Origin of the sequence: Paraburkholderia sp. C35, from assembly GCF_003121405.1 — a bacterium.
In the GTDB taxonomy this organism is placed as follows: domain Bacteria; phylum Pseudomonadota; class Gammaproteobacteria; order Burkholderiales; family Burkholderiaceae; genus Paraburkholderia.
The window spans coordinates 1-26478 of record NZ_QBUY01000101.1; the positions used below are offsets into that span (position 1 = coordinate 1).

Sequence of the window (26478 nt, forward strand, 5' to 3'; positions counted from 1 at the left end):
CGGGCGGGGGGGGGCGGAGAGGGGAATAAGAGACAGCACTACACGTTCGCTCCTGAATAGCCGACGGCGATGAGAAGTGTCCTCCAGCCGCAGCACCAGCCCGCAGCCGAAACAAGGGCCGCGACGCCTTCACCGACCTCCTCGCCCGTCCCGTCCGGACCGAAAGTCGGGAGGGACCGTTCGAGGTTGCGGCGGCAACCCTCGAGAAAGCTCCGTTGCATGCCAAGGTCTGCGGGACCAGGATCGTCAGCTTCCGCTGGCGACGGGACAGCCAGATGGCTGCGACACGTGATACCGCCGCGCGGACCGCCGCAATCGTGACAAACCGTCGGCCCCCAGTATTCACGCGTGCTGTTCATGAGCGTCTGCAGGCGCTCCAGGCTGCTGGGCAGACTCAACCACTGTCTGCGGATGAAGCCGGGCGAATTCCCATCAAATCCTAATTCGCACATTGGGCACTGATCTGAATTGCGCAACATAGGTGTGCCAACCGACATTCCAGCCAGTTGACGGTCGAGCGTTTTGATCGCATTCGCTGTCGTGTGGAGGAACAGAACAGCCGCCGTGTTCATTCCCGAGCGGGGAATCGATGCGGAAACGGTGAGCAGCCCGAACGCATGCCGCTCGCAGAATCCCCATCGCTCGATGATGGTCCGGAGCATCGTGCTTCTGCTCGCCACTGGCTCTCTGATAAAACGCCTATAGAAAGCGATTTCGCCATCGGAAAATGGGACGCACGGCAGACCATCCTCGCCCATAGCCATCCTCCACATTCGGTTCGTGCAAAAAAAAACCTACGCGGCGCGAGGGAAGCGCACGCGTAGGCATCATCAACCGGTGGACCGGTGGTTTCGGAGGACTGCCATCTCCATCAGGTAAAGAAAGTCTATCAGCGGCGGCTAATTCCTGCTGCGGGGGAACGCGCCAATTGCGCAATCCGGCAGCTAACAATAGAATCAGAATTAGTAACGGAGATGGCATTCCTCCGATTCAACCGTCACTTCTGTAGCGTGACTGATGATGCCTACGGTTCCCTGGACAGGGAGCGGTAGGCATCATCTGACTTCCCCGGTCCAGGTTCGTGCGTGTTTTTTGCGGACGTCGGCATCTGATGTTTCCTCATACATTGAACTCGCTGTCGTTCCCCGCTTCATGGCTGTTTCCAGGCGTTGAACAGACAGTGTCATCGCAGAACTTCCGCGTGCGGAGCAAAGAATGAATCCACACGCACGTCCCGAATCCCCGTCTGCGGCAGAGCCACCTTTATCTGACGGCGAGGTAGACTTCCTTTGGTGGTTTATCCAGGGCAGCCTGATGGACGCCGATGTGCGAGCGCGACTGCACGCGCATTGGGGACTATGCCGCCGGCACAGCCTAGCTTTCTTCGTCGTCGAATCTTCATTCCGTCCGCATCTGATTCACGGTTGCACGATCCTGTACTCAGAACTGATGCAGCGTGCCATGCGGTTCTTGAACGATGAGGGCCTTCATAGTCTCGTTCCCGATCGCCTCGCGCTTCACTTTTTACGTACATCCGGGCCCTGCCACGTGTGCGATCTGGGATATGGCCCGGCTTCCGCTGGCAATGCGCCTCCTGAGCGACTCGCGCAGGGTCGCGATCTCACAAATGCAACCCGCTTCGCGAGCGAGAATTGGGCTGGCTGCCAGCCCTTCATCTGCGGACGCTGTGCGGGCAATGACTCGCCCTCTCTATGCCGGCCCCATCTCGTTGCAGCAATCGAAAGGGATGGAAGCAAGGGCGCCGTCGCGCAACGGGAGCGCATCAGGACGATTGCAGCCCACATGCATCGTTTCGATAATTCTTTTCGCTGGGAACAGCGGGGCACAGATACAGCCGAGGATCGTGGCGCACTGATCGCAGCAATTGGGTGGTGCAGCGGATGGGAGAACCTGCTCGCCGGCCCGCTGCATGATCTGTCTAACAGCGCAATGCGCACGCAACCCGAACGCGCGTCGGGAACGCAGCGCGACGACAGCACGGGAGAGCCAGAATGAGCAATGAACGACGTTGCGACTTTCCAGACGACTACGCAGGGTATCTGCTCAGCACGTTTCAGCGAATCGACGAACTTCTCGGTCGTTGTGTACATCTGCTTGACCCCACAATGCTGGCGTCTCCTTTTTCACCGCATATCGCCGACGTCACCACCTCGCGTCATCTTGTCGTCGCAGACCACTATCAGCGCGTGCGAGATGCGATGGCGTTGCTCCTGGAGCGTCATGCCATTGCCGCCCCTGATCCGGCGATTAGCGTCGTACGATCGGCACGCGCGCTCATTGATGAGGCGCTCGTCGCGGTCACGAGGCTAAACCCAAGCGCAAATCCAACTCTTGCAGCGATGGACGCCCAGCAGCAAGAAGATACCTGCCGGATTGTCGACGAGTTGATCGATGCGCTCGCTGTCATGTCGGAGGACCTCCGAACGGACGTGACCGAGCCCGAGCCGCATGCATCTGCCCACGCCATTCGCTTGTCCTCTGCGGATCTGCGTCTTTCCACTATGAGACGGGCGACGTTGCATCACGGACTCGCGCGCCTTGCGGGATGTGTCGATGCCCTCGCGGCACGGGTCGCGTCCGGTCACCTGACGATCGGTGTGTTCGGTGACGTTAGCAGCGGCAAGTCATCGCTCGTGAACTGCATGCTGGGCACGCCGTTGCTTCCTGTCGCCGGTGTACCGACAACCGTCGTGCCGGTGTACCTCGACTATGCGCAGCAGGAAAGTGGCTTCGTTGAATTTGCCGATGCGGTGGCGGAACACTTCGAACGAGGGCGCCTCGCCGAGTTCGCCGATGAGCATGCTAACGCGCATAACCGGCGACATGTCACCCGCATCAGGTTCGGTGTGCCCTCGGCCCTTCTGAAACGCGGCATTACCGTCGTTGACACGCCGGGTGTGTCCCATCACGCGGGCGTAACCTCGCTGCCAGATCCAGCGCTTACCTACCGTTGCGACCTCGCAGTGGTCCTGGTCTCAGCCGTCGGGCCCTTGACTCTTACCGAGGCAGAACTAATCGACGAACTGCGCCACACCGGGATGGATATCATGGTGCTGGTTACGAAGGCAGACCTGCTGGCGCCCGAAGATCGCTGGTCGATTTTCGGTCATATCGTCAAAGACCTCTGGCAGAAGGCGCACTTTGAAGTCCCGGTCTACCTGATCAGCACCAGGAATACGGAAGTAGCACTTTGCAAGGCGTGGTTGGACGGGCCGCTGTCCGACTACATTCTAGAGTCGGAAGGACGACACGCCGGAATGCTGGCCGCCAGGGCCGAACGTCTGCGTGAACAGGTTGTCGAGAGCCTCGAACAACGAGCGGCTGCCCGCGGCGCACGCGTGAGTGTCCACCGCGCAGACCTGACAGGATTGCGTGCCTCACTTGAAGCCGTGCACTCGCAACTGGCCACAGCAAAACAGCAATCAGGCGAGTACCCGCATGATCCGGATGTCCGGTCGATTGTCGATGAGGTCGCGCACAACGCTGCCGTCCTGTGGGCCGAGGACCGCGACGATGATCTCGACGTGACAAGAATTCTCGAACTTGCCGTCATCGCGCATGCATCCAATCTGTCCATTCGTGCCTCGTGGCGGGTCGAGCAACTACGGGCTGAAGCCGCGATGGTGCTGGTAACCGCCGCTAACACGCTTCAGGTGCCAGGCAGTGGGTTCGGCTATCTGCCTCCTCTTCACGCCCCCCCTGCACCTCATCCGGTGCGTGCAACGCTCGCTGTGACAATTCCAAATCAGTTGAGCACCTTCATTGGTCGCTGGGGGTTCTATCTCGATGCGCGAAGGTACCTGCGACGTAGCCCTGCGATAAGCGCTGCCCGGCAACTATTGAATGATCATCTGGCTGCCGTGCAAACCTGGAAAGGGAGTTCACTCAGCGTCCTTAGCGATGCATTTGATGCTCAGTATGCGCAACTCAAGCGATACCTCGAGCCACTCGACACGCAAAAAGGCGATAGCTTCGGCGACGCCCGCACAGCGGAACTGCTGGCTGACCTCTCAATGTTGCACGAACCTGAGGCCAGCGGCGCTGCCGACACTGCGCCTTGATGGGCATGCGCAAACGCGAATGCTCCAACAGAATCGCGGCGGTCAGACCAACGTTCCCCGTTGTGTGCGACGCACATTATTGGAGACGGCGAAAAAGCTCTCGCACAGGATGAGGGAAATCTGCCTGAGTAGCTTCTCGCGCAGGTCGTCGCGACGGTGAACATCCCGCACTAGCGTTGCCAGCATCAACGCAGCGAACACACCAACGACACCTGCCATGCTTTATTCATTCATGCCGCCTCCATCCGACAGGCACGCTCATTTCCAGTCACTGCCCTCGTCACTTACGACCATCCGTCACTGACGTGTCCATTCGGCAGACCAGCGAGGACAGCGAGCGCAGTCTCCGATGCGTCCTGCTCCTCCTGGCTCGCCAGATACCGCCGAATCGCGTCATGCTTGGTGGCGTAGCGGCGCATATCCTCGGCGAGCCGATCAAGCAGTGCTGCCTCGTGAACCAGAAACGCTTGCGCAAGCCGCTCTTCCCGTAATGCCGGCAGCACGCGCGCAATGTGCGGAATGCAGATCAAGGACAGATGCTTGACCGCCCCATCACCGCCTCCGACCAGATCATGTACAAGCGTGGACACGGCCTGCATTTCGGCATGTGCCGCGCTCAGACACAGCGTGCAGTGATCTCTGGAAACGGAGAGACAAGCAGGCGGCGACTTGCGATCGTCGCTGCGGTCGATGGTCCTGGCGAGTTCCGCCAGGTCAGCAGAAAACCCCTCAATCAGCGGCGCACTTCCGACGCATACGTCATGAGGCGAAGCCAGTGACGCGTATTGCCGCATGTGCATCCGGCACAGCCCGCGCTGCTGCGCATACTGCTTCTGCACTTCGAGACTCGTCGCCAGTTCGTGCTGAAAGCTCGCGAGCCTTTCGAACGTTGCGGTCTGGATTTTCCTGCAGATTTCACAGTAGTCAGGCCGCCGGAGAGCTGGTTGAAACGAGACAAGCGCAAGGTTTCCCGGTCGTCTGTTGCTCTTTCTGATTTGCGCTTCCTTCGTGCTTACCGATTCGAGGAACGCCCCTAGCTGAGGACCGTCTGGAAGACTGGCTGCGAGATCAGTGATCCGCTCGCACATCCCGAGCAGAAACACAGTGCGCTTTTCGTCGATCATGAAGTCGGTCAACGCGCTCTCGAGCGCCGAGATGCCGCTCGCGCCGAGCCCGGCTACGTCACCGGAACGCCGCGCCTCGATACCATCAAGCGCCGACACCGAGTAGACCGCCGGGCCATCATCACCAAACACTTCCCGAAGGTGTTCCCGCACATAAAGCTGTACGCTCTCTCTTTCCCCATCGCTTACAGTGTCGTGCTTGTTAAGCACGACAAACACGCGCCTGAAAGAAGCAGAAGCGGCGCGTAGCACGGCAAGCTCCTCTTCCGAGACCGGGCTTTCATAGCTCGTCACAACCACGAACGCATCTGCCTGCGGCAGAAAGCGCTCCGTCGTCTGGGTGTTCTCCGCAATGTGCGAGCCCAGTCCAGGCGTGTCGACAAAATGAAATCCGCGCCGCAGAATCTCCTGCGGCAGCTGGACCTCCGCTACTTTGACACGCCGCACATTTCCGGGATTGCGCTGCTGCGTGATGTAGTCGGGCAAATCCGACAACGACACCTCGCTTTCTGTCCTGCGACCCTCGTACCTGATGAGGACCCGCTCCGGATTGCCATAGGCGACAGTCGTGATCACCGACGTCAGGGGCAGAATGCCGGTAGGAAGGCGATCGGTACCCAACAGCGCATTCATCAGCGACGTTTTCCCGCGATTGAACCTGCCTACCACGACGAGGTTGAACCGGTCTTCCGCCAACTTCGCAAACAGCGCGCGGATCTGGTCGTCGATCGTTGCTCTCCCTTGCCCAGCAAGCCTTTCGAGCGTCCTTAACTGCTCGGCCAGTTCGAACTTTATCTTTTCGTATTCCTTCAGATCCACAAGTAACCCTCCGCCAAGCTGACATGGAAGCGACTAACCACCAGCACGCCGCGGACGGGTCTCAGTTGCGGTCGCCTACGTCGACGACCGTCACCTTGCAGCCTTCGTCTGCCAGCATGCGTTTGATGCGTGCTCCTGCGGACATGAATTTTGGTATTCGTCGCTCGACCGCAACCACGACTTCGCCCACGGAATATTCCCGGGCGTAGCGCACAACCTCCCGGACACGCTCGCCGACTCGTACCGCTATCTGCGTATGCGCAAGCCTGTCACCTAGGTCGTGGCGCAATGACTCAAGCTGGCCGGTCGCGTAGCAAACCTCATCCTCAAAGACAGACAGCGCGACATCAAGTCCGACAGTCGGCATGTCGACAACCCACAATACGTGCAGCCGGGCGCCATGCTCGAAGGCGATATCTGCTGCGCGCTGGACCGCCACCCGGGTCCGCGTGGAATTGTCATACTCGACAAGGACATATCTGAACCTCACCGCGACGACACGGCCGTCAATGCAAGAGCTCGACAGATCGTTCATTTGCCTCCTCCCTTTTCCGTCCGCGCAGCTGCCGGCAGATAGAAGTGCACAAGGCCGAACAGCGCAGCCGCAAGGGTGCGCCCGGTACCGCATTGCCCTTCCTCCGTTGAGACAACAAAACGTGAGCCACCGACGCCTTTCGATGTCAGGATGAGAACGCGGCCGAGTTGCATCAACGCCCAGTCACAGAAACGGGAATCCGCGCTTTTCAGTCCCGTGCGCGAGACGTATTCCGGTGTGACCGTCTTATGAGAGACCTTCAGTGCAAGAATGTCGTCGCGGGAAAGCCGGACAATCAGCGCACGCTGATTTATCGCGTCCTCGTGCGAATGACAGGTGCAAAGCACCCGCCCGTCGATTGTCTCGACTGTCCATTCCCGCGCGGCTCCTCCCTGCTCAAGCGCCGCGATACGCGATTCGAGATCGTCACGAAACGCTGTCATGCCTGCTCCCCTGGAGTGAAGTGCAGACGCCCGACCGGGCGCAATGTCCCGACTAACGGATTAAGCGTAGGGCGACCAATCAGGACTGCAGGGGTGTGAGCGACGGATTGACGGGCGGCAAAGCCGCGGATGGAAGACTGCCAGCAGATTGCAGCAGTCGGACGAAGAGTAGCAGAGAGCATGTCGGTACCTCACCGATGTGATCTGGCCTGACGCGCAGTAGTGCGTCAATGGCAGGCATCATCAGCCGACATGGCGGTTAAAGGAGAATGCCATCTCCCTGCTTACACAATTAACGATACCTGTTGAGCGCGCGTCGCGCAAGCAGGACCGCTTTGAGTCACTGCGATTCGAGATGTGTGAAGGCCCGGCGTCCGGCATATTCCGCGTGCGCGCCCAGCCACTTCTCAATTTCGAGCAGACGATTGTATTTGGCAACCCGTTCCCCGCGCACAGGCGCCCCCGCCTTGATCTGACCGCAGTTGAGAGCCACGGCCAGATCTGCAATGCTCGTATCCGGGGTATCGCCGGAACGGTGCGAGACAGGTGCGCCATACCCTACCGAAAGGGCCATGCGCGCGGTATCAAGCGTTTCGGTCACTGTTCCGACCTGGTTGGGCTTGATAAGAACGGCGTTGCAGCAACGCTGGGCAATGCCGCGCGCGAGAAACATCCGGTTGCTGACGAACAGATCATCACCAACGACCTGCATGGTGTCGCCAAGCCGGGCTGTGAGTCTCGCGAAGCCAGACCAGTCCGAGTCAGCTATCGGGTCTTCGACTGAAATAATTGGGTATCGGCGCTGCCATCCTGCGATGCACTCAATCATGTCGTCCGCCGACACGGACACTCGCTCTTTGGCAAAAGCGTACATCTCATTTTCCAGCAGAGAGCTTGCCGACACGTCCAGCGCGATCGCAATATCGTCGGCTGGACGGTATCCGGCCCGTTCGATTGCGCACACCAGCATCTGGATGGCACTCTCATTCGTGGCATTCGTTGGGACAAAGCCACCCTCGTCCCCAGTGTTGGCCTTCATACCCGCTTCGCACAGCACCTCTCGGAGGGCATGGTACGTTTCGACGGCATACCGCATCGCCTCTCCGAAGGTCGGTGCCCCAACGGGAACAACCATAAATTCCTGAATATCGGGTCCGCCGTCGGCATGACAGCCACCGTTGAGGACATTCAGCATGGGAACGGGCAACACGTGGGCCGCGTCGCCCCCCAGGTAACGAAACAAGGGCAGCTCGCACGCTCTTGCGGCGGCCTGCGCACACGCCAGTGACGCGCCCAGAATCGCATTCGAACCCAGCCGCTTTTTATATTCCGAGCCGTCAACCGCAATGAGCGTCGCATCGATGCGCCACTGGTCATCGGGTTGTAGCCCGACCAGCGCCTGCGCGATGGGCCCATTCACGTTGGCGCCCGCCCGAAGTACGCCCTGCCCATCGTAGCGGCCGCTGTCGCCATCGCGAAGTTCCACAGCTTCGAACTGTCCTGTCGACGTGCCAGAGGGCACGCTGGCGCTACCTGTCGTCCCGTCCGCCAGAACAACCGTGGTGCGGAGGGTGGGATTACCCCGTGAGTCAAGGATTTCGTCCGCAATGACAGACGCAATTTCGACAGAACCAGTCATGAAAAATCTCCCCAAAACGATGAACGCTACATGGCCGGGCAAATGGCGCAATGCTCGTCTGCACGCGGACGGTGTAGGCATCATCAGCCGGGTCGACCAGCGGTTCTGGTGGGGCGGGAGAATGCCATCTCCACTTCTGAGATTATCACGCGAGATCCGATTCCTCCACCCACGGTCATGGCGCATCGCCGAGCTAGTTTCGTCACATTGCTTTGCCCAAAAATAGCGTTGCGACTCGCCGGCCCGCCCATTAGACTAGATCATGTAGCAAATGCGAGATGGCATTCTCGCGTAACTGCCGGCGCTGCCCGGCTGATGATGCCTACGGTTGCCTGGTTCGGGCCCGGGACGTCATTTCAATATGCCCTGAGTCAGGCTGTATCTATCGCCGCGTCAGGGTGCTCTGTTGCTCCGTTCGTGCTCTCCTCAAGGCAACACTTCGCTTGCCATCTGAGGATGAAGAACGATCAACCCGGCCGTGGCATCGATGAAGGATCGGCCATGCTCAAGCTGGAAATCCCGGGCCTCGGAAACCTCGCACTTGCCCACCTGGTTCTCGACTATAACGGAACACTGGCCGTCGATGGTCACGTTCTGGAAGGCGTCCACGACGAACTGCAGACCCTGGCCGAGCATCTCGAGATTCATGTCGTAACAGGCAATACCCACGGCGATGCGCAGTTACGGTTGGAGGGATGGAAGATTCGTCTGACCTGCCTGCCTCCACTCGGCCAGGCGCAGGCAAAGAAAGATTACGTCGAAAAGCTGGGTTCGAACCGCACAGTCGCGATCGGCAACGGACGTAACGATGCGCCTATGCTGAAGGCTGCCGCCATCGGTATTGCGGTACTCGGCAGCGAAGGCCTTGCCGTCGATGCTTTCAGAGACGCAGACATCGTTGTCCGTCACCCGATTGACGCGTTGGGATTGCTCCTCCATCCGACCAGACTCATCGCGTCCATGCGCGGATGACTGGCATGAGGACGCCTTCGCTTCTCTGCTCCTACTCGGCTATCCGGCCACTGCAAGGTGCGATTCAATCTGGCTGACCAGTACTTGCCTCGACTGCGCCTGGTATGATGCGCCGTCGATCAGTGCTGTCCACGTTCCGTCGAGGTGCTTTTCCCAGCCCCCTCGTCCGTGTCCATTTACTTGAACTGTGCCACGTGTGCGCAGGTTGGAATCGCTCGGGTCGAGTACTTCGTCGTCGTTGTGCAACAGATTGACAGTCACCATGGCCCTGTCGTCCCGATCCGGGGCGACAGGGCGCACTCACGACACCCGGCAGGCTTAGTGAGACATCAGAACCGGCACCGATGGGTTGTGCAGCAGATCGTCGCTTGCGCTGCCTAACAGGCTTTCCATCAGACTGGAGTGACCGAACGCGCCCGCCACAATCAGGTCGGCCTGCTGTCGATCAAGACATGAAAAGAGCGCGTCCATCGGACTGATATCGCGTACGTCCGGCCACGTGAAGATCTCGCTATTGACGCCGTGATGGCTCAGATGCTCGCGCACCAGGTCCGGCGCCGAATCAACGTCGTCTGCTGGCGGCGCATACTCAAAGATCGTCACGCGACTGGCCCTTCGCAGAAAAGGCAACGCGTCATGCATGGCTCGCGTCGATTCCCGACTCGCGTTCCATGCGAGCACCACGCTTTCTCCGAGCGCAGAATTTCTCCACCGCGGAGGCAAAACCAGAACCGGAACGCCTGCGCTCATCACAATGCCGTCGGGAACCTCTTTCGCCGTAATGGGATCGGTTGATTCCTCCCGCTGGGTAGCGACAACAAGATCTGTGTAGTGCGCATAGAAATCTTTCCAGCTCGCTGTGCGCTTCTCCGCGACCCGATATGTTCCTGTTAGCGAGGCTTGCTCAAGCCTTGCCGTGAACATCTCCTCAAGCCTGACCGCACGTTCAGCATATTCATTTCCATACGCCTCGGGGGTGCTCACGTCCACCCCGGTTAATCGGGCATTGAATTGCTGACATAGAGCAATCGCCTGATCAACCCGACTCTCCGTGTCATTGCCCGCGTCGAGAAAGACAAGCATGTCCTTGTAGTTCATCGATTCCTCCCTTATGAAAGCGAGAACTTGCGCTCAGTCCTGCATGTTCAGATGCCGCTTTTCGTGTTCAACAAACGCTTCGGCGGCGCTTTCTATGGCCTTGATCGCATCATGCTCATCTCCCCATCCTTCAAAACGGACCCACTTGCCAGGCTCGCGTGCCTTGTAGTGGTTGAAAAAGAACTCAAGCTCATCGAGTGCGTGCTGGCCAAGGTCCAGGAGCTTCGTCACATGGATCGTTGCAGGACATACGCTGTCGAGCGGCACCGCAATGATCTTTTCATCCGGCCCAGCCTGGTCAGTCATGTTCAACAGTCCGACTGGACGGCAGGCGATCAGGCATAGCTGCGCGAGCGGGAACGGTGTAAACACAATAATGTCGAGCGGATCGCCGTCGCGTGCCAAGGTACGTGGCACGAACCCATAGTTCTGCGGGTATCGCATCCCGCTGCTCATGATCCGGTCGACCTTCAACAAGCCGAGGCGCTTCTCGGCCTCGTACTTGATCGGGGTGCTTTGTGCAGGAATCTCGATTACGGCGTTGACTTCGTGGGGCAGGTTTTCACCTGCTTCAATTAGATTGAAGTTCATCGTACTTCCCTCTCCTTTTAGCGGGGTTGCCCCGACAAGAACAGACAGAGCCACCAGATCATGTCAACGATTACTCGGCACTTCCTTTCACTGGCGGTCAATCGACAGCACGCACCTCGCCCCCCCGAAACCAGCGCTTATTGCGCTACCGGGAACACGGCCCCACCACGGGCAAGGTGCAGATCGATATGTCGATCGACTACCGGACTGTGAAGATCATGTGTGTCATCGAAACCAGATTTGAAAGCACTTCGAACCTGGGCAGCAGAACGCTGAAGGCGAGTGCCCACAGTTCCCGTGGCCAGGATCCTGTAGGCATCATCAGACGGCGACGCCGTCGGTTATCGGAGGTATGCCATCTCCGTGAACCCAGTGTAGCACGCGACGTTCCCGTCTGATACGTCAACAGGTTTCGTTAACCTATACCGGGTTCAAGTGCCCATACTTCCCATTGCGATGTCCAAATGCTAGACCGGGAAAGTTTCCGCTCACGCCGCAGTTTGTTTGCCGTTTAGTCACAATTTATGTGTGCGAGCGGAAACAATTTTTCTGAAGAAAAGAAATCATATCGTGCTATTGCGATAAGTTTTCTAAGTATCGTTTTACGCCGCACGCGTTCGACATCGCCCCGCCGGTTTAGCCGCTATACATAAATTTAATTATCACCGTTTTAGGGTCAGATGGATTGGCAGTTTCAGTTCGGTCTTGACCCGCGTACAGGCCGGTGTACCACTCCAGTTCGGCCGGGTCCCGGCGAATCATTCTGTTCGCACCTCGACTGAGCCGTCGCATAGACGGGCACCGGCGTTGCCGGCTAACCCCGGGCGGCCAACCGGTCATCCAGTCACACTTCGTCGTCCGCTCACTCAGGGAACAGCGCAATCGTCGTGCGAGGTAACACAACCGGATTGCGCGGGATTTGCGTCAAGAACGACTGGAAGCCACGGCAGCAGCCGGCAGCTGCTATCCACGACGTAACATCCGTCCATCGAACGGGCGTTCTGTCAGATTGCCGACTCTCAGGTTCTGGTAAGCAATCGGATTGGCCAGAACACTTCAGTCGGCTCAAGTTGAGCTGGCTTTTCCGTTCTCGACGAGTATGAGCACACCCCCCTCACATTACCGAGCGTCATAAAAGTATTGCGAAAAGTGATGCGACGTGGAATCGTTTCCACCGATATTCTGCCACCGCAGCGCCGGAATCACCGTGTTCGGTCAGCCAGAACCTGAGAGAAAGCCGAGGATGAAAAGCCAACGGACGGCGCTGCACCCGGCTGGTCACGAAGTGACTTTATTGCGGCGAATACCGCGCTTGTACCCACCTAGTCAACATTCAGAAGACGATGTCGGCATGCGTGTGCGTTCGTGTGGTCACGTCCAATGGCAGGTCGCCTGTCTGTCGACTATCTTTCCATCATCGTTGGCTCAGTTTGACCGCCCTATTCGTAACCTGACGAAAATTTGCAGACAGTCATCCGGATACCAGCATCGATGCACAGGTTTGCCGGATGGATGCGCTCATTCAAAGGAGCGTCTCGTGCCAAAAACATTTTGCGTTGCTCCTCTCATCATGTTGTGCCTGCCCGCGCTCGCGTGGGCCGATCCGAATACGTTGCTGGGGACATGGCGTCTGAAATCGTTCGTGCGCGAAGTTGTCGGGACGAACGAGCGATACAACCAGCTGGGAGAACAGCCTGACGGCTATCTCACATACTCGTCGGACGGTCGCATGCTCGCGCTGTTCGTGTCTGGCGACCAGCCGCGGCCGCAAAACGAACCCTCCGATGACGAGCGCGTCAAGCTTCACAAATCGATGCTTGCATACGGTGGAACGTATAGCGTGTCGCCGGGCAAGGTCGTGCATCATATCGACATTGAATGGGACGGCAGGCGAATCGGAACCGACCAGGTTCGCTTTTTCACTGTTAATGGCGATACGCTTTCCATCAGGACCGAACCCAACAAAAGTCCGATCGATGGTCGGGAGGGCGTAGGCATCCTGATCTTCGAACGAGTAAAGAGCACGCAGCCGCAGTGAGTAGGCTATATCATTGCGGCTGGTCACAGCAATTGTCGACCGACTGGTAGTTTCCGCGATCTACCTAAGCGATTTCAGGCTCCATCGTCACGAGCACGCTGCACGCGTTTTGCCATGGGTCGCTGGTGAGACCGTGAACGACCCTGAACAGACTTCCATGTGCCGGGAAACGGATGCCCGTTTGCGAGAGGTACAGCGGCCGTAGGGCCGTCGATGTTGTCGGTGGTGCACGTCGCTTAAGGAAACTCACCGGTGAGTCGGCCGGTAAGTCGGATGCGGCTGGGGCGGCGGTTGATATAACGGTACGCATACTTATCTCGCGGCGACAGATGCCCGTGCAAAGATCGGCGTATCGATCGACCAGGATCAACATTTTCGTGCTTGCCGTCCGCCCGCTGGGGTGACTACGATTACACACCCAGCGGAGATCACAATGAGAACCACCTACAAAGCACTACAGGCACACGTGCGCGCGTCGCACGGGCGCGTCATGCAGTCGTGCTGGATCGCTCATCGAAAGGTAGTGAACGGACTGCCGGTGAATTCCAGGCGTACAGGCGAGCGGCGAAAACCCTGCCCGCCACAATGGGAAACCGTGATCGACCAAGCAATGAGGGAACTTGGATGGCTCTGACGGACGTAAGTAATCAACCTCGAACGGTGCCCATCGCATGACAGACACGAAAACCATTCAAGTGGGTAATGTATCCGATTCGACGTATGTAGCCTTCGGCGACGACTGCCAGTTCAACGACATTTGCGGATACGTGCTGATCGGCCTGCGGCGCTCGCGTATCGGGGTAATCACCCGGGAGCTAGATCGCATAAAGGACGGCTTCAAGATACCGCGTAGCACGCCGCTTCATTGCCGCGTACTCTTTGGATTTCATCAACGGGAGAAGGCTGAGCTAGGCCGTCTCACGCGGGAAGACGCGCAGAACACCGTGCTTCGCTGTTTGCTGTTGCTGAACAACTACGGCATACACGTGAAGTTCGCTCACGCACGTCTTAGCGAGTTCTCCGCAAAACTGGGCGATACGTTAACGCTATCTGATCAACAACAGGCGAATCCAATAGACCTTGCGGTCCACCACGACCCCAAAGGGCTTATTAGCCTACTCTCGCAAACGTCCATGATTGTTCCCTGGGCTGATCGCAAGTTGTCGAGATTCAATGCCGTGGAAATCGTTGTCTCGGCGGATAAGACACAAGCAAAACTCTTTGGCAATGGCAGTAGGCAGGCGCACAACCTGCTGCAGGGCTTTTCCGACATCGGAGCCGCGCCAGGTTCAGTGTTTCAGTTTTCGCCACGAATCAGTACTACCACTGAGGATCCGCTGTTGCAACTTGCTGACGTGGTGGTTTATGCGTTGTGCCACCAGCTTGACGAAGAAAAAGGTCAGTCGTTTTGGCGCACGCAACTGCCTCCCATCAAAAATCTGCAATCTATCCCGTGGGGTTACCCGCCAATCGCGAATGGCTGATGTCGGAGCCGAAGCCACCGCACAAACGGCTCGCCGATTGCACTGGCGACCGTCCCTTCCTGGCCGGAAGACGACTTCTGCTCGCCACCCTCTCTGCGCGTCAAAACGCTCCAGGTCTCCCTTCGATCCGTCCACCCGATGCCGGATCGCCCACCTTAGACAGATAACCCCACACGGCTCGTTCAATCCGCGCGATAAGCGCGTCGCCATCCTCTTCTCCATGCTGTCCCGCGGCATCCACGATGCTACGAATGATCGCGATCAGTTCTCGCATCAGGTGCGGTCGCGGGGCACGCTTGCCTAGCCGAGCGCGCTCAAGTCATGCCTTCGCTGCGGCATTGTGACTATTGCCCGTCGCCCATCGCCGTTCCTCATCCAGTTCGCGTAGACATCATTCGCCAGCTTATCCTGCTGACGTGCGCATACGAGGACTGCTTCCAGAGCTTGTTTTGAAGGTATCCGTGCGTGCAATCATCGCGTGTTTAACCATAGTTGTTGGGCTCGCCTAACGTCTCCTTGGCAATAGAATTGATCCGAATGCCGGCTTTTCGTATAACAGAATGAGCCGTTCAAGCATGTGGTTGATCTGTTCGAGCATGTGAAGTTCGAGGTATTCCCGCTAGTCTATGCGGACGCCACTTCCGCGATTGGTACTGTTGCGCATGCAACTGTTCACAATGCGAGACTATGGAGCAGTAAAAACTTTCCCTGCCAACAAATTGATCGCGGAATGTACATCATCCGTCAGTTGGCAATCCACTCTGACCCCGTTTGTCCATGACGAAAAAACTGTACCTGTCTGACTCACTCAATCTAGAGGGCATCACCACCATCACCGAAGTGATTCCCGATTCGCCGTTGGGTCACGTCGTGCGTCTCACCAGCACCCTTTTTCATCCGCAAGGCGGTGGCCAGAAGGCCGACCGTGGCACGTTGGGTTCGAGAAACGTGCTCCACGTCGCTCACGACGGCACGCAGGTCAATCATGTTGTCGATACGATCGACGGTCTGATCCCGGGTCAGGAGATAGAGATGAAGGTCGATGCCGCGTGGCGCTATCTGAATGCGGCCTACCATACGTCGGGGCATTTGTTGTCCTGCGTAGTCGCAAAGCTGTATCCGGCTTTACGCGCGTTGGCCGGCCACCAATGGCCAGGAGAAGCAAGAGTCGAATTTACCGGAGATGTGCCGGCCGGCGATATTTCGATCGATGCAATCAATGCAGCGCTTGCGGAAGAGATCGCCACTGCACATCCGGTGATGATCGTCGGCGATCCTTTCAACGATCGCGCCATCCAGATTCGTCACCACGATGCAATTCCGTGCGGCGGCGTACACCTTCAGACGCTCGCGGCACTGAGCAAGGTTGAGGTGCTCGCTGTAAGAAACAGAGGCACCCGGTTGAGAATCAGTTACAACGTAGTGACACGCGCCTAGATGGTCTGAACTGGACCGCCCCTTAGTTCATCGGGTGTTGCCAGACTATATCGGGTGGAAGGATCGGTCATATCACATGGCCCCACCAAGGCACGATAGGAGGCAGGAAGCGTTTCATCGAAGGCTTGCAGCGCTGCCAGGATCTCAGTGTCGCCAAGACCCTGGCTTCTGGCATTTTGATAAATTGCGATTCGCTGTCTCGTGACATCGAGCAGAATCGATTCATATTTTTGCGCTGCATCCGGGGTTAGCTTTTCACCCGTGGCTTTAACTGTGTACGGGTTGGTAGTGCTATCGACGACCAGACCAACTGGGCGATACACATTGTATTCAAGGCGAGTCGGCCCTGAAGGACTGCCCAGCGAAGGTTAATTGCCGAAGGAGAAATAGTTCAGCGTAACGAAAGCCGTTGCTTTGCCGTTGGCAGTATAGACATCCTGACTCGGGGCGCTAATGCCTGTTGAGAGATTGACAGTGACACCAGGACTTGTAGACGCATCAGCTGACGCTCCCGATCTAAAGGTGCCGAACAATCTATTTTGCTGTGAAGCGGAACGCTCTGTCAGATTGGGAATTGAATTTGAATTCGAAGGACCGTATATCGCCGTCACGTTCAGGCGCTCCTGTGAATCAAGGCAGGTGCCTTGAGATATTATCTGTGGCGCTCACTTCAATGAGTGAGCGGGTAGCTTCATTCATATGGGTCACGGGATCACTGCAGATCCTGAGGCGCAACTGCTACAACAGCATCGCACGCGTTACGACTTACTCCGATGAATTGCGGTTCCCGATTACCCGCGAATCGCAGCCGCATCAATCGCTTCTAACCAGTTGTGCAATCGGGCAGCATGTGCAAAGTCTGGTGCTCGTGCGCCGGGAGTATCATGCGCGAGATCCTGTGCAAACGCAGAGTAAAGACGTGTGACATTCGCCGCAGGCCCTTCCGGTGCCTCGGGCGCCAGTTCGTACTGAGGCGGGACCGTGAGTGTCTCTACCATGCTGGCTCCGCCCTGCGCTCCTGACAAAACGGGATCTAGCACCTGCAGATTACCGACCGGCGAGGTCAGCACAAGGTCGCCCTCGCTGCCATTGATTTCCCAGCGGAAGTTATCGCCGCGTGATATGCCGCCGCGATAGAAGACTGATGCCACTGCTCCGCTAGCAAGCCTGGCCGCAATAGCAATATGGTCAGGCGCGCTAACGGAGACCGTGCTGCCCGTGTCAGCGAGCGCTACGGTGGGCCGTCGCACTGCCGCAGTTGCGCGTACATCGGCCAGATCGCCCAGCACAAACGTCATGGCGTCCAGTGCGTGCATGGTCGGTACCGATAACGTCGTCGCGCCGTTGGCAACATCATAGACGTAAGCATGTGCCTGGTCAGTTACGGGCCCCCAGCCAATGCCAGAGCCAACCAGTGTTGTCGCCAACACTTCGCCCACATAGCCTTGGGCTACCAGATCGCGCGCATAGCGAATCGCCGGGGCCATACGTGCCTGCAGACCGATCAGCGTGTTTAATCCCGCGCGGTATGCATCACGCTGCAGCGCCTGAGTTTCGGCCAGCGTCACGCCAAGCGGCCATTCACACATGACCATTTTCCCCGCTGAGAGGGCAACCGCTACCAGTTGATGATGCTGCGGCACCTTGACCGTCACCACAACCAGGTCCACATCTTCCCGCTCGATCAACGCATGAGGATCACTGAACGATGGAACCTTGAAGGCCTCAGCCGCAGCGCGAGCCGAATCCTCGCTGGAAGTGGCCACGGCACGCAATGCGTAAGCGCGCAACGCTGCAATGGCTGGCAGATGAGATAACACTGCCCAGCCGGGACGCAGAGGACTCGCCCCGATAACACCAACACCAATTGTCTTCATTGCCCAAACAACCTGAGTATCAATCAGATACTATCGTAGCAACTTCACCCTGAACGTAAAATACGCACTTTGATGTCACTTAGTTACCCAGAGGAAACCTTTGCAATGAAACAAGGCTGCGTCAATAACGGTCGCGAGTTTGATCGTCTGTTACTTGATCAGATCGCAGACCGTTGGACGATCCTCGTATTGGGAGCGATCTGCAGTGCGGAGGACGGCAAGTTACGCTTCAATGCACTGCGTCGTAAGATCGACGGCATTTCGCAGAAGACGTTAACGCAATGCCTCCGGCAGCTGGAACGAAATGGCCTGGTCGCGCGCCGCCTGATCGATGGCGCACCGCCTGGCGTCGAGTATTCGATAACACTGCTTGGGCACACCCTGGATGCGCCATTTGATGCCTTGAACGCCTGGACTCGTGACCATGCCGCTACCATCCGTGCAGCACAAGCAGCTTTCGACGCGAGAAACGACGGTAACGATTGAGTCTTTGCGCTTTTCAACTGGGCCATGGCCGCGACCGCTGGCTATATCGGACGGGAGTGAGGTATTGCGCCCGCTACTCAACTCGATCATCTCAATGCAAGCCAGGCTTTGCATAGCGACCAAGACTCAGAAACAGCAAACTCGCCACGATTAGCAACGCGGGGGCTATCCATAGCGGCAACACATAGTTCTGATATGTGTCGAAGTATCGCCCCGTCATAACCGGACCGATTATCGCACCCAATGGGTAGCCCGCGAACACGAGTCCATAAAGCAGGCCGAATCGATGTGTACCGAGGTACACACGGACCATATAGGCAAGCAGATCCCCTTCCGCACCGATCGCCAGCCCGACAAACATGGAAGCGAGCGATGCACCACCATAGCTGTTCAATTGTCCGAGGAAAACGAATCCTGCCACGCCGAAAGCGAAGTACGCACACGCCACGAACGGTGCATGGATATGATCGACGGCAACGCCACAACTCAATCTGCCGAGCAGCACGCCCAGTCCAATCAGTGACGCACTCTTTGCAGCGTCCGATGCAGTCAGCCCACGATCCATCAGCAACGCCGGAAGGTGTGGACCGAGTGACAGCACCGCACAGGAAGCCAGCAGAACCCCAAAGAACATAACGATTGTTGTCCCCGCTTTCTGTCTCAGGAGCGTGTTGCCAGAAGGCACATGCGTCGCTTCTGGCTCAAGCTTCGATCTCGGCGTTCCGCTTTCGCGCAGCATGAAATGAGCGGTCAACGCCCCTGTCAACGCAATCGCCGCCAGCAACTGATATGCGACACGCCATCCGGATGTGGCAATGATCTTCGCAGACAGAACGGGCAAACCGATCGTGCCGACACCCAGACCGACCATTGCCACGCCAGTCGCGAGTCCTAGTCGCCTGTCGAAGCTTTTTGGCAGGATCGAAAGATAACCGAGCGCGGAAGTACCCACCCCCGACACGCCGATGAGCAGCGAGAGGGCGAGCCATCGCAACTCATTCGCGTCCTGCAGACTGAGACATGCCAGTGCGGCCGCAAAAACCAGTGCGGATATGAGGACCACTCGCTTTACCCCGAAGCGGTCCATCCACATCCCGATAAGTGGACTGATCAGCGCGCTACCCAGCATCGAGGCTGCATAAGATTGGCTTGCCTGCGCTCGTCCCCAATGAAACTCATGTCTGATCGCGGGGCCAAAGACACCATTGGTCGAAATAAAGACTGCCGAAAATCCTGCAGCCATACCTAGCGCCGCCCCACACACATTGACGAATCGGGCCGTGGTCCGGCCATCCGGTTTTGCACCCCCGCTCATCCACTGTCTCCCGGCTTTTCGATATTCAGTTTTTCTTTCTGGCAAAACGTGAAGTGTGCGTGCCGCAGTCGTCTCATGCACCGTCACGCTGGCTGTCAATCTTCTTTACACATCCACCTCACTCGCCATTCTGAGGAGAATCCAGCCGACATGCATCCCATGGTAGAGCCAGGCGGCGCCGAAAGTCGAGGATTCCAATCCGAACGTCTTCTTTCCGGCCGCGCATTCGATCTGTACATTCAATCAGGCGGACACGGTTCATTCGGCGCCGCGCGAGCCAGAGGAGCGATTTGATGCTACCCGTATCCACTTTATTGCCGTTCTTCGGGATTTCGCTTGTACTCGGACTGGCTCCTGGTCCCGACAACATTTTCGTGCTGCTTCAGTCTGCGATTCGGGGTGCCCGATCGGGCATGGTCGTCGTATTGGGATTGTGCACGGGACTGCTGGTGCATACATTCGTTGTTGCGATTGGATTGGGCGCACTACTGGTTGCGTCGAATCTGGCATTCACGGCACTCAAGAGCGTCGGCGCCCTTTATCTCGTCTATCTTGCGTGGCAGGCATGGCGTGCGCCAGTTGGCCTGCAAAGTAGCAATGCGGAAAGTATCGACGCAGCCCACCTCTATCGGCGCGGCCTTTTCATGAACCTCAGCAACCCCAAGGTCATTATCTTTTTCCTCGCGTTTCTCCCACAGTTCGTGATGACGGAGCGCGGAGACGTCCCCCTGCAACTCGCCGTGCTTGGGATCATCTTCATCGCGAGCAGCCTCATCGTATTCAGTTTCATTGCCTGTTTCTCGAGTATCGGCGGGAAACTACTGATGCGCTCACCCCGTGCGCAGCACACACTCAACTGCTTCGCCAGTCTGGTATTCCTCGCTCTCGCGATCAAGCTCATCTGTACGCATTTGTGATTGCGCGCTTTTTCGATCCCTCTATCGCGCCGGGCACAGATCAAGTACGGCGCGCGCCGCTTTACGATCTCCCCTTTCTTCATTCGAACTGAACCTGTCACAGGTTCTGCACGACTGCCTTTCTCTCGCCGACACGCGTCCGTCCGCATCGCGGCACGGTTGCAACGCTTTTCAGACCGCCCTCTCCAGGCGCACCAAAGCTGTGCGCATATTTAAGGTGATTTCAGGTTGGTCTGCCCCCCGTTCCGCAATGCATCTTTTATCATTAGTGTCACCCATATGTAAGTAATATCCGGAAAGGTGCGCGGCGTCGCCACGCTCCCGCATTGGCCGCACTGAAGCAGGCGATCAAGGAATCGCAAAGTTCAACTGCGGCACGCGAGAATCCGGAATGCTATCCCGTCAAACTCACTATCGACGCAGTACGGAGACAGCCATGATTGTCGATCGATACCCGGCGACTGAAGCGCGTACGCGCGCCAGCGTGCTTTCGATGGTGTATGTCGTCGACGACGACGAAGCCATGCGCGACTCGCTAAGCGGCCTGCTGCGCTCGGTCGGTCTCGACGTGGAAGCCTACGGTACGTCCGGCGATTTTCTCGCGGCGGCACGCCCGAGCGTGCCCGGCTGTCTCATTCTCGATGTGCGGTTGCGCGGCGAAAACGGACTCGAGGTTCAGGACGCGATGGCGCGCCACCAACTGCACATGCCGATCGTCTTCATCACGGGATACGGCGACATCCCCATGACGGTCAGAGCAATGAAGGCTGGCGCCGAAGATTTTCTGTCCAAGCCGTTTCGCGATCAGGACATGCTCGACGCCGTCGGCCATGCGCTCGCGCGAGACCGTGAGCGCATACAAGCGGAACAGTCGCTCGCCTCGACGCGCGGCTGCTACGAATCGCTGACGCCGCGCGAGCGCGAAGTGTTGGGATTCGTCATGGCAGGCCTGATGAACAAGCAGATTGCCTCCGAAATGAACGTGAGCGAAGTCACCGTCAAGATGCATAGAGGACAAGTCATGAAGAAAATGACAGCGCGCTCGGTCGCTGACCTGGTCCGCATGGCGCAGACGCTGGGTGTGCAGCCGCCGCGAAAAAAATAGCAGCGGCTGACCCGGCGAAACGTCAACCGCCTTTCGAATAAGTGAAACCGCGTCGCTGCATTTCCACCATGAACGCGACGACGCTCGGCACCAGCACGACATCGGGGATCATGTTGTTGGTCAGATCGGCGGCAATGTGATCCGCACGGGCCGTCTCGAATGCGCCTGTCTGCAGCGTGCGGGCAATGGCATGAATCGAATCGTGGCAGCCGATGAACACCGCGCCGCGCCGTTGCAACGAGACGATATTGCTATTCATTGGCCCATAGACACCCTGCACGTCTTCGAGCTTGTCGTCGGGAGACACACCGGGCTTTTCGGCGATCAGTGAGTTCATGGCGAACTTTGGACCAGCCAGCGTGGCGAGCGCGTATTTATCCCACATCGGCTGTGAGAATAACGCGAGATGGGCCAGACCCTGCGTCGCCGACACCGCCAGGAAATCCGGATTGTCGTGCGCGAAGACCTGACCGTTCATCGCCTCGCGCATCAGTCCGGGCCACGGCCCGGCGATATCCGTGTTCTCCCACACCTGGCGCGCGCGATACCGATAGGACAGCACCTGCGCCGCTGCGTCCTTGTCCCAGTACTGCGCGCTCGTGAGCATGAATGGCACCTCGTCGAAGTCGCGGCGGCGCTCAATCGCGGCGAGCCGCTCGCCTAGTTCGCGCAAGCGGGTCGCCCCGTCCTGCGCCGATGAAAATACGTCGTTGCCCGGTTCGTTGGCCAGTGCGCGCCTGGGCGCAGCCGCCGACGCAAGCGAAAGCGTGAAGAGCGCAGCCTGTTGCAGCATCGACCGACGCGTGAGCGTAGTGATGGAATGGGGCATTTCATTGCCTCCTGACATGATGGAGATGTCGCTTGTTGGGATGGTGCAGTGTGTGTTGCACGCTATTGATAGACGCTCGCGGATTTGCGCACGATCTCGGCCACGCCGGTCCGGATCGCTTCGAGCGCGCGCATATCGTGCAGGCCGTAGCGCGACGCATAGCGCTCGAAGTTGTCGTAGCTGATCCAGGTACGGCCACGCTCGTCCTCCCATACCGAAACCCGGATTGGTAGCGCACTCGCGATGGACTGCTGGTCCTGCATCAGCTTCGTACCTGCTATGGGATTGCCGAACACGACCACCTGTGTGGGCCGCAGATCGAGTTTCGCCTGCTGCGCGTTGAGTGCATGATCGTAATGCGCGAATATCTGCGCCCCCGTTGCCTTGATGTTCTCGTTGAGGCGGCGCATCGTCTCCTGCACGTCGAACACGCTTTCATACGATTCCGTCTGCGCGGGGTCGGTGCCCGAGCCGAGCCGCGCGTCATACGCCGCCGCGATACGCCGCGCGAGATCGGTGAAATCCACGTTCTCCGTGTTGGCGAGTAGCGTTACGCAAACCAGTTCGTCGGGATCGGTAAAGCGGCTTAGATACGCACTGTATCCAGGCACCGTCCCTTTGATGTCCATGAAACCCTTGTGCTTCGTGAACTGCCATCCAGCCATCGCGGGCACGACCGTGCCGTTATCCAGATGCGTCGGCTTGTAGACGAGATCGCGATGGGCTGCATCGTGAATGACTTCGTTGCCGGCCAGCGCGATATCCCACGTGCTGACATCCTCTGCTGATGCCCACAACGAACCGAACGCGAACAGACTCGACGACGTATTGCGCGGCACGTCGACCAGCTTGCCGCCTGTCAGGCGATAGCCGGCCGCAGGTTCGACGGGGTTGATATAGCGCCCGTCGGTCGTGAACAGATGATGTCGCATGCCGTTCTGTTCGACGGGATCGATCGCCGCGTGCTGGTCGAAGTCTTCGGCGAACATGGTGTGCCTAAGTCCAAGCGGCTTGATCTGTCCGCTCCAGATGAAGTCGTGATAGCTCATGCCGCTTGCCCGTTCGATCGCGAGACCTAGCAGCAGGAAGTTCGTCGCGCTCTGCGACACCTGGGTGCCGGGTTTGAACGCAGGTTTCGCGTCGCGCACGGACGCGAGCAACTGGCGAGGTGTGTAATCGCGCGACGCATCGAACGCTGCTGCATGCCGGTAATCGGCAAGACCGGTTGCGTGCTGAAGCAGTTGCATGATCGTAAGCGCGCGCCACGCCGCGGGCAGATCGTCTACATATGTCGAGATGGGCGCATGCAGATCCATTTTTCCAGCCTCGACCAGTTGCATCACGGCCACGGCGGTATAGCCCTGTGTGATTGGACCGATGTTCCACATCGTTCCTTGCGAAGCGAGCAGTTTCTTCGTCGTGTCGCTTTCGCCATAGCCCGCAACGCGCGGAATATAGGGAGCTTCGACAATCGCCAGGGTAACGCCGGAGATGTGCTTCTCTTTCATGAAGTCGGCAATCATCGAGTCGATGCTTTGCCCGTAGTACTCGAGCCGCGCGTCACCACGTGCCGCATGTGCCGCCGACGCGACAACGCTTAACGCTATCGTTGCGGAGATCACAGCGCTCCGCGCGATCGAACCATATCTGTTCATTTCGTCTGCTCCATGTGAAGAATTGTTCGATCCGCCACGCCATCAACGATGACATCGCGCTCTCCATGTCGCGCAGCGTCGAAGGGGTGACAGATGCGATCAACAATAGGAGTGCGGTCCATCAAACTCTATTGCCCATTCGGACATCTCTTCCTCTACCTTCAGGCATCGGTACTATCCATTCGTCGATAACCGTCCGATGCGACATGCTTCAATTTCGCCGGTCGCGTGTCTTGCGCAGTTGAAACCGCAAGCGTGCTTTACATACATAGGTATGGGTGGATACGTCGAATGGCGAAGAGGCCGTATTCGTTTGCAGTATGGAAGTGTGCGATCGCGCGGCCTACCCTTGTCTTGCACCGGGCACTTCCCGCCTGATTTCACAGGGCCCCATTTCATGTCAATCCGATGGTTACCCGCTCGCGCCGACGTCCTCGACGCGAGCCACAAACCCGCGTTCGATTCGAGCGGACGAAGACTGTCGTTCAAACGCTCCCTGATGGCCATGCTCGGCATGGCATGCGCAGCCATGCTGGTCGGTCTCGACCAGACGATCGTCGGCACGGCATTGCCACGTATCGTCGCCGAGCTCAAAGGCTTCGATCTGTACGCGTGGGTCGCGACCTCGTACATGCTGGCTTCCGTGGTGACGATTCCTATCGTCGGCAGGCTCGGCGACACCTTCGGACGCAAGCCCTTTCTGCTCATCGCCATCGGACTCTTCATGGTTGCGTCGGCGCTATGCGGCATCGCCAGCAGCATGCTTTTTCTCGTGCTCGCGCGCGGCTTGCAGGGCATCGGCGGCGGCATTCTGATCGGCACGCTCTTCGCCGCGGTCGCGGACCTGTTTCCCGATCCGAGGCTGCGTATCCGCTGGCTGGTGTTCGTGTCATCCGCGTTCGTCGTGACCAATGCGGTCGGTCCGACACTCGGCGGGTTGCTCACGCAATATGGTGGCTGGCGGCTCGTGTTCGTCCTGAATCTGCCCGTTGGTGCAATCTCGCTTCTGTGCGTGGCGTGTTTCGTTCCGCATCTGCGACCAGCCCGTTCGGCGGCGCGGGCGCGTCTCGACTGGATCGGCGCGCTGCTGCTGACAGCCGCGTTCTGCGCGTTACATGTATTGATCGACCACGCGGGACAGAACGGACTCTCGTTCGTCACACTGAGCCTTGCGGTTATCGCGCTCGCATGTCTGGTGTCGCTATGTGTCTGGGAGCGCAGGATCCGCCACCCGGTTCTTCCGCTCGACATGCTGCTCGACGCCCGACTGGCGGCCCTGTTCGTCATGTCGTTGCTGGGTGGCTTCGCACTGTTTTCACTGGTGTTCTACGTACCCTTGCTGTTCCAGGGCGGTCTGGCGATGTCGCCGCGGTCTTCCGGCACGCTGGTGACGCCATTGCTGCTCGGCACGAGCGCGGGCAGCATGCTGAACAACCGGATCATCACGCGCATTCCGCGCGCCAACACGGTCATCCACGCAGGCTTCGCGATCTGTTCACTGGCCAGCCTGAGTGTGCTGCTGCTCGATGGAACGGAGCCTCATCTCGTCTGGATGCTATGCATGGGCGTCTGCGGACTGGGGCTCGGCATCGTTGGTACGAGCCTCACGCTGTGCTCGCAGCAGATCGTCGGACGTGATCAACTGGGTGCCGCGACTGCACTCGTCCAGTCGTTGCGCACGCTTGGCGGCATGCTGGGTACGATGCTGACGGGCGCGCTGATGGGTCACCTGTACACGAGCGCCGTGTACCGATCGCTGGACAACTGGCAGGCAACGCAATGGTTCAAATCGTTCGCCAGCCCTTCCGTACTCGTGGATCACAACGAGCAGGCCGCGCTGATCGCGCGCATCGTCAGTCAGGGCCATTCCGGCAACAGGATGATGCACGCGGCACGCGAGGCGCTCGTCTCATCGATTCATGTCGGCCTGGCGCTGGCAGCACTCGCGATGCTGGCCGGTCTGTGTCTCGCGTGGTTCGTGCCGCCTGTCTGTGTCGCGCATGCGCGCGACGGTGAGTCATCGGCCTGACAG

The 26478-nt window shown here is 58.4% G+C and carries 23 protein-coding genes and 6 riboswitches; of the genes, 10 read left to right on the plus strand and 13 right to left on the minus strand.

The window, feature by feature from the left end; genetic code table 11:
• Positions 1-38 precede the first annotated feature (38 nt).
• Positions 39-662, minus strand: a complete 624-nt coding sequence (locus tag DK391_RS35655) for a hypothetical protein (protein WP_162600999.1) — start codon at positions 660-662, stop codon at positions 39-41.
• 152 nt (positions 663-814) lie between these two features.
• Positions 815-879: riboswitch (Fluoride riboswitch) on the minus strand.
• 82 nt (positions 880-961) lie between these two features.
• Positions 962-1034: riboswitch (Fluoride riboswitch) on the plus strand.
• A gap of 181 nt (positions 1035-1215) precedes the next feature.
• Here DK391_RS35655 and DK391_RS44605 point away from each other — a divergent pair.
• Both DK391_RS44605 and DK391_RS35665 read left to right on the plus strand, forming a co-directional pair.
• Positions 1216-2016 (plus strand): hypothetical protein, encoded by an 801-nt coding sequence (locus DK391_RS44605; RefSeq protein ID WP_162601000.1) that lies wholly within the window; start codon positions 1216-1218, stop codon positions 2014-2016.
• The gene (locus tag DK391_RS35665; protein WP_109482706.1) at positions 2013-4082 is read left to right on the plus strand and encodes a dynamin family protein; all 2070 of its coding nucleotides are present in this window, start codon (positions 2013-2015) and stop codon (positions 4080-4082) included. The genes DK391_RS44605 and DK391_RS35665 overlap by 4 nt, the downstream gene beginning before the upstream one ends.
• A gap of 42 nt (positions 4083-4124) precedes the next feature.
• Here the strand turns inward: DK391_RS35665 and DK391_RS44610 are convergent, their stop codons facing one another.
• The 5 genes from DK391_RS44610 to eno all read right to left on the minus strand — a co-directional run bounded on the left by DK391_RS44610 (position 4125) and on the right by eno (position 8642).
• On the minus strand, positions 4125-4301 hold the full coding sequence (locus DK391_RS44610) for a hypothetical protein (RefSeq protein ID WP_162601001.1): 177 nt from the start codon (positions 4299-4301) through the stop codon (positions 4125-4127).
• Between the two features lie 65 nt (positions 4302-4366).
• Positions 4367-6025 (minus strand): dynamin family protein, encoded by a 1659-nt coding sequence (locus DK391_RS35670; protein ID WP_109482707.1) that lies wholly within the window; start codon positions 6023-6025, stop codon positions 4367-4369.
• Positions 6026-6086: 61 nt separating this feature from the next.
• Positions 6087-6560: a universal stress protein gene (locus DK391_RS35675; RefSeq protein WP_162601002.1), complete on the minus strand. Its 474-nt coding sequence runs from the start codon at positions 6558-6560 to the stop codon at positions 6087-6089.
• Positions 6557-7003, minus strand: a complete 447-nt coding sequence (locus DK391_RS44615) for a hypothetical protein (protein WP_162601003.1) — start codon at positions 7001-7003, stop codon at positions 6557-6559. The genes DK391_RS35675 and DK391_RS44615 overlap by 4 nt, the downstream gene beginning before the upstream one ends.
• 227 nt (positions 7004-7230) lie before the next feature.
• A riboswitch (Fluoride riboswitch) is annotated at positions 7231-7292 on the minus strand.
• 51 nt (positions 7293-7343) lie between these two features.
• Positions 7344-8642 (minus strand): phosphopyruvate hydratase, encoded by a 1299-nt coding sequence (gene eno, locus DK391_RS35680; RefSeq protein ID WP_109482709.1) that lies wholly within the window; start codon positions 8640-8642, stop codon positions 7344-7346.
• Positions 8643-8709: 67 nt separating this feature from the next.
• Positions 8710-8783, minus strand: a riboswitch (Fluoride riboswitch).
• A 124-nt stretch (positions 8784-8907) separates the two neighbouring features.
• Positions 8908-8974: riboswitch (Fluoride riboswitch) on the plus strand.
• Positions 8975-9098: 124 nt separating this feature from the next.
• On the opposite strand from eno, the gene DK391_RS35685 reads away from it, so the two are divergent.
• On the plus strand, positions 9099-9614 hold the full coding sequence (locus tag DK391_RS35685; protein ID WP_204117501.1) for an HAD hydrolase family protein: 516 nt from the start codon (positions 9099-9101) through the stop codon (positions 9612-9614).
• A 39-nt stretch (positions 9615-9653) separates the two neighbouring features.
• Here the strand turns inward: DK391_RS35685 and DK391_RS44620 are convergent, their stop codons facing one another.
• Genes DK391_RS44620 through ppa form a run of 3 tightly spaced genes read right to left on the minus strand, consistent with a single transcriptional unit; the run spans position 9654 to position 11303 of the window.
• On the minus strand, positions 9654-9878 hold the full coding sequence (locus DK391_RS44620; RefSeq protein ID WP_162601004.1) for a hypothetical protein: 225 nt from the start codon (positions 9876-9878) through the stop codon (positions 9654-9656).
• 54 nt (positions 9879-9932) lie between these two features.
• Positions 9933-10712: a universal stress protein gene (locus DK391_RS35690; RefSeq protein ID WP_109482710.1), complete on the minus strand. Its 780-nt coding sequence runs from the start codon at positions 10710-10712 to the stop codon at positions 9933-9935.
• A 33-nt stretch (positions 10713-10745) separates the two neighbouring features.
• Positions 10746-11303: an inorganic diphosphatase gene (gene ppa / locus DK391_RS35695; RefSeq protein ID WP_109482711.1), complete on the minus strand. Its 558-nt coding sequence runs from the start codon at positions 11301-11303 to the stop codon at positions 10746-10748.
• Positions 11304-11608: 305 nt separating this feature from the next.
• A riboswitch (Fluoride riboswitch) is annotated at positions 11609-11675 on the minus strand.
• A gap of 787 nt (positions 11676-12462) precedes the next feature.
• Here ppa and DK391_RS35700 point away from each other — a divergent pair.
• The 3 genes from DK391_RS35700 to DK391_RS35710 all read left to right on the plus strand — a co-directional run bounded on the left by DK391_RS35700 (position 12463) and on the right by DK391_RS35710 (position 16262).
• Positions 12463-13341: a lipocalin-like domain-containing protein gene (locus tag DK391_RS35700; protein WP_162601005.1), complete on the plus strand. Its 879-nt coding sequence runs from the start codon at positions 12463-12465 to the stop codon at positions 13339-13341.
• A gap of 671 nt (positions 13342-14012) precedes the next feature.
• Complete coding sequence (locus tag DK391_RS35705; RefSeq protein WP_109482713.1) at positions 14013-14825, plus strand: hypothetical protein; 813 nt, start codon at positions 14013-14015, stop codon at positions 14823-14825.
• Positions 14826-15602: 777 nt separating this feature from the next.
• The gene (locus DK391_RS35710; RefSeq protein ID WP_109482714.1) at positions 15603-16262 is read left to right on the plus strand and encodes an alanyl-tRNA editing protein; all 660 of its coding nucleotides are present in this window, start codon (positions 15603-15605) and stop codon (positions 16260-16262) included.
• Positions 16263-17053: 791 nt separating this feature from the next.
• Here DK391_RS35710 and DK391_RS35715 read toward each other — a convergent pair.
• Positions 17054-18139 (minus strand): Gfo/Idh/MocA family oxidoreductase, encoded by a 1086-nt coding sequence (locus DK391_RS35715; RefSeq protein WP_109482715.1) that lies wholly within the window; start codon positions 18137-18139, stop codon positions 17054-17056.
• 105 nt (positions 18140-18244) lie between these two features.
• Between DK391_RS35715 and DK391_RS35720 the strand changes: the two genes are divergently transcribed.
• A complete protein-coding gene (locus DK391_RS35720; protein ID WP_204117502.1) occupies positions 18245-18625 on the plus strand; it encodes a helix-turn-helix domain-containing protein in 381 nt (126 codons plus the stop codon).
• A 91-nt stretch (positions 18626-18716) separates the two neighbouring features.
• Here DK391_RS35720 and DK391_RS35725 read toward each other — a convergent pair whose 3' ends face one another.
• Positions 18717-19940 (minus strand): MFS transporter, encoded by a 1224-nt coding sequence (locus tag DK391_RS35725; RefSeq protein ID WP_109482717.1) that lies wholly within the window; start codon positions 19938-19940, stop codon positions 18717-18719.
• Between the two features lie 293 nt (positions 19941-20233).
• On the opposite strand from DK391_RS35725, the gene DK391_RS35730 reads away from it, so the two are divergent.
• Both DK391_RS35730 and DK391_RS35735 read left to right on the plus strand, forming a co-directional pair.
• Complete coding sequence (locus DK391_RS35730; RefSeq protein WP_109482718.1) at positions 20234-20857, plus strand: LysE family translocator; 624 nt, start codon at positions 20234-20236, stop codon at positions 20855-20857.
• 436 nt (positions 20858-21293) lie between these two features.
• Positions 21294-21962 (plus strand): response regulator transcription factor, encoded by a 669-nt coding sequence (locus tag DK391_RS35735; RefSeq protein WP_109482719.1) that lies wholly within the window; start codon positions 21294-21296, stop codon positions 21960-21962.
• 22 nt (positions 21963-21984) lie between these two features.
• Here DK391_RS35735 and DK391_RS35740 read toward each other — a convergent pair whose 3' ends face one another.
• Complete coding sequence (locus DK391_RS35740) at positions 21985-22791, minus strand: transcriptional initiation protein Tat (RefSeq protein ID WP_162601006.1); 807 nt, start codon at positions 22789-22791, stop codon at positions 21985-21987.
• Between the two features lie 62 nt (positions 22792-22853).
• Positions 22854-24446: a serine hydrolase gene (locus DK391_RS35745; RefSeq protein ID WP_109482721.1), complete on the minus strand. Its 1593-nt coding sequence runs from the start codon at positions 24444-24446 to the stop codon at positions 22854-22856.
• Positions 24447-24843: 397 nt separating this feature from the next.
• Here DK391_RS35745 and DK391_RS35750 point away from each other — a divergent pair, with 397 nt between their 5' ends.
• The gene (locus DK391_RS35750; protein ID WP_109482722.1) at positions 24844-26475 is read left to right on the plus strand and encodes an MFS transporter; all 1632 of its coding nucleotides are present in this window, start codon (positions 24844-24846) and stop codon (positions 26473-26475) included.
• Positions 26476-26478 lie beyond the last annotated feature (3 nt).